Raw genomic sequence first — 3,812 nt, forward strand, 5'->3', positions numbered from 1 at the left:
CACCCAATCCGTTTTGGAGAGACTCCTTTGGAGCGCGTCCAAATAATCGCGCGGTCCTAGCGGAATTTGCTGTTTTTAAAAACAGATATTTGGCTGGAGTGCGAACGATTAAGGAGTCGCTTGGGCTCTGCGCTTGGGCTAGGAACCTGCACATGTCAATAAGAAGACTCCCTGAAAATCTGGTCAACCGCATTGCCGCCGGTGAAGTGGTGGAAAGACCAGCCAGCGCGTTAAAAGAGCTGGTCGAAAACGCCATCGATTCGGGCGCACGTAATATTTCGGTGCGGCTGGGTGCAGGCGGCATCGACTTGGTCGAAGTCACCGACGATGGCTGCGGCATGTCCCCTGCCGACATGGCGCTGGCACTGGAACGCCACGCGACGTCGAAACTGCCGGATGAAGATATCGAAATGGTTTCGACTTTGGGTTTCCGGGGGGAGGCTTTGCCATCCATCGCCAGCGTGTCCAAAATGACGCTGGAAAGCAGGCCCGCTGGTGCCGAAGGCTGGACGCGGACGGTGGACCATGGCGTGGTGACGGGTGAGGGGCCGGCCGCACTGCCGCAGGGCACACGCGTTCGCGTTGAAAATCTGTTTGGCAATGTCCCCGCCCGCCGCAAATTCCTGCGCAGCGCACGCGCCGAATATGCCGCCGCGCTCGACGCCATGAAGCGGCTGGCGATGGCGCGGCCCGACATTGGCTTTACCGTTGAACATGACGGCCGACGCGTGCTGGCGGTGCAACCCACCAGCGCACGGCCCGAACGCGTGGCCGCGCTGACCAGCGGGGAGCTTATCGACAACAGCGTTGCGCTTGATTTTGAACGCGAAGGCGTGCGCCTTGGCGGGGTGGCGAGCCTGCCCACCTATAATCGCGGCGTTGCCGACCACCAGTTCCTGTTCGTCAATGGCCGTCCGGTAAAGGACCGCCTGCTGATTGGCGCTGTGCGCGGTGCTTATGCCGAAATGTTGGCGCGCGACCGGCATGCGGTGGTGGCGTTGTTCATTGATCTGCCGCCAACGCAGGTCGACGTAAATGTGCATCCGGCAAAGACAGAAGTCCGCTTTCGCGAACCGGCTTTGATCCGCGGCATGATCATATCGGGGCTGCGCCATGCGCTGGACCAGTCCGGTTTCCGCGCGGTGCAACGACCATCGGCAGACGCGCTTGCCGCATGGCAGCAGGAACCCATTCAGACCGCACAAGGCGACATTTTTGCTGCGCCTGCTGCCGCGATGGGGTCTGGCTATCAGGGGCAATATGGCCAGCGTCCGACCTATCCGTCGGCATATGAAAACCGCAGCAGCTTTGCCGATTTGGGCGCGATCCCCGGCGAAGACCTTGCGCCTTTATGGGGCAGGGCCGCCGTCGCCCACGAACCCGTGCCCGAACGCGCCAGCCACCCGCTTGGCGTCGCGCGCGGGCAAGTGGCGAATACCTATATTGTTGCCGAGGCCGAAGACGGCCTTGTCATCGTTGACCAACATGCCGCGCATGAACGGCTGGTGCTCGAACGGATGCGCAAGGCAATGGCGGCGGCAGGCGGAGCAGTGCCTTCGCAAGCGTTGTTGCTGCCGCAAGTCGTTGAGCTTGATGAACCCGCCTGCGACCGGCTGGAGGCGCGGGCCGATGAACTGTCGGCATTTGGACTGGACCTCGAACGTTTTGGCCCCGCCGCCATGCTCGTGCGCGCCACGCCCGCCGTGTTGGGTGATGGCGATGCCAAGGGATTGCTAGAAGATCTGGCCGACGACCTTGCCGCTTATGATGAAGCCTTGTCGTTGAAAGAACGCATCGACCATGTCGCCGCAACGATGGCCTGCCACGGCTCCGTCCGCGCTGGCCGTGTCTTGTCCGTCACCGAAATGAACGCGCTCCTGCGCGAAATGGAAGTCACCCCGCACAGCGGGCAGTGCAACCACGGCCGGCCAACTTGGGTGAAACTGGCGTTGGGCGATGTGGAAAAGCTGTTCGGGCGGAAGTGAGCGAGGCGTAATCGCAACGCGAAAGCCGTGATTGCTCGGTGCGCATTTTAACAGACGGGGGACGAGATGAACAAACCAAGCTTTGTCAAATCATATCGTAAATGGCTTATCCTGATTTTGCTGATTGTGGCTGCATATTTTGCTTGGACACAGATCACCGCTCGGCAAGGCAATCAAAAGGTGTCGTTCATTCCGGCAAGCGAAAGCTGCCATGCATCCGGGCGTTTGAAATACTGCATTTATCGTTCGAAATCAGGGGCAAACGGGAACGTCGTATACCATCTGCATGGACGCAACCTCGATGCGCAAATCTGGAATGACGACACCTATTGGACATCGATGGTGCAAGCAAGTTGGCAGCAGGCAAAAATGCTTCCGCCAACGGTTGTGGTCATTTCCTATGGCTCGACCTGGTTGCTGGTTCCAAAGGGCAAGAAACAGGATAGCGGGTTGCTTGACGATTTCATGGCCAAGCTGCCGGAGATCGACACCAAAACCGGTAAGCCAAAGCAACGTTTTTTACTGGGCGAGTCTATGGGTGGCCTCAACGTTCTTATTGCCGGCCTCACTTATCCTCAACGTTTTGCCAAGATTGCGTCACTTTGTCCCGGCGTTTACAACATATCTCCCTTTGCGTCTTTGTCAGCGATGAGAGACACCCTTAAGCGAACGGGTGCCGACCCTAAAATTGGTTTCGGCGTTTGGCTCTGGGCAAAAGAAAATGTTGCCGATGAAGCCGAGTGGAAACGCATGTCACCTCTTGAGTTGGTGAAGCGCGCAGACGAAAGCTATCCAGCCCTCTATCTGTCAAACGGTCTTTACGACGCATATGGAAATTTCGAAGGCACACAAATGCTGGCAGAACAGGCTAAGCAGCGTGGCGTTTCGGTCGAGTGGCATCCGCTTTATGGCGGCCATTGCGCTATTGACGCGTCATCATTAGCCCGTTTTTTGGCGACATAAATAGCAAAGCTGAAAACTCGCCTATCGGGACCCAATTTACTACGCTAGCAAGTTGGCTACAGCCTCAGCACCTCAAACATTAAACCTAAACAGCATGATATCGCCGTCTTTGACGAGATATTCCTTGCCTTCCGAACGCCATTTGCCCGCTTCTTTCGCGCCGGCTTCGCCATTGTACTGGACATAGTCATCATAGGCCATGGTTTCGGCGCGGATGAAGCCTTTTTCGAAGTCGCTGTGGATCGCGCCCGCGGCATTGGGGGCAGTGTCGCCTTGGTGGATTGTCCACGCGCGCGCTTCTTTCGGGCCGACGGTGAAGAAGGTGATGAGGTGCAGCAATTCATATCCAGCGCGGATAACGCGGGCTAGGCCGGTTTCGGTCAGGCCAAGGTCTTCCAAAAACACTTCGCGGTCTTCGGCGGGCATGGTGGAGATTTCCGCTTCAATGGCGGCGGAGACGACAACCGCTTCCGCGCCTTCGGCCTTTGCCTTTTCAAAGACCCGTGCCGACAACGCATTGCCGTTCGCCGCGCTCGCTTCTTCGACATTGCACACATATAAAACCGGCTTTGCGGTCAAAAGCTGCGCCATTTGGAAATGCCGTTCTTCTTCGGCATCGTCGCGCTTGGTCAGGCGTGCTGGCTTGCCTTCGCGTAAAAGGTCAAGCGCACGGCTTAATACAGCGGCGCTGATTTTGGCTTCCTTGTCGCCTTGCGTCCCTTTTTTGATGAGATTGGGAACGCGCTTTTCAAGGCTTTCCAAATCGGACAGCATCAATTCGGTTTCGACCGTCTCTGCGTCTGAAATCGGGTCGATTTTGTTATCGACAAGCTGGATTTCGTCCACATCAAAGCAGCGCAGGAC

The 3,812-nt window shown here is 57.5% G+C and carries 3 protein-coding genes; 2 read left to right on the forward strand and 1 reads right to left on the reverse strand.

Features of this window, described 5'->3' with window-relative positions:
- The first annotated feature begins 152 nt into the window (after nt 1-152).
- Nucleotides 153-1,985 carry a DNA mismatch repair endonuclease MutL gene (gene mutL / locus ACIQ5B_RS10435; protein WP_397598964.1) on the forward strand — a complete coding sequence of 611 codons (1,833 nt, stop codon included), beginning with the start codon at nt 153-155 and terminating at the stop codon, nt 1,983-1,985.
- Between the two features lie 66 nt (nt 1,986-2,051).
- Nucleotides 2,052-2,948 (forward strand): alpha/beta hydrolase-fold protein, encoded by an 897-nt coding sequence (locus tag ACIQ5B_RS10440; protein WP_397598965.1) that lies wholly within the window; start codon nt 2,052-2,054, stop codon nt 2,946-2,948.
- Between the two features lie 72 nt (nt 2,949-3,020).
- On the opposite strand, the gene ACIQ5B_RS10445 is transcribed toward ACIQ5B_RS10440, so the two are convergent.
- Nucleotides 3,021-3,812 (reverse strand): redox-regulated ATPase YchF (locus ACIQ5B_RS10445; protein ID WP_397598966.1); only part of this gene is annotated, 792 nt, incomplete at its 5' end.

This window comes from Sphingorhabdus sp. (assembly GCF_044374345.1).
Classification (GTDB): domain Bacteria; phylum Pseudomonadota; class Alphaproteobacteria; order Sphingomonadales; family Sphingomonadaceae; genus Sphingorhabdus_B.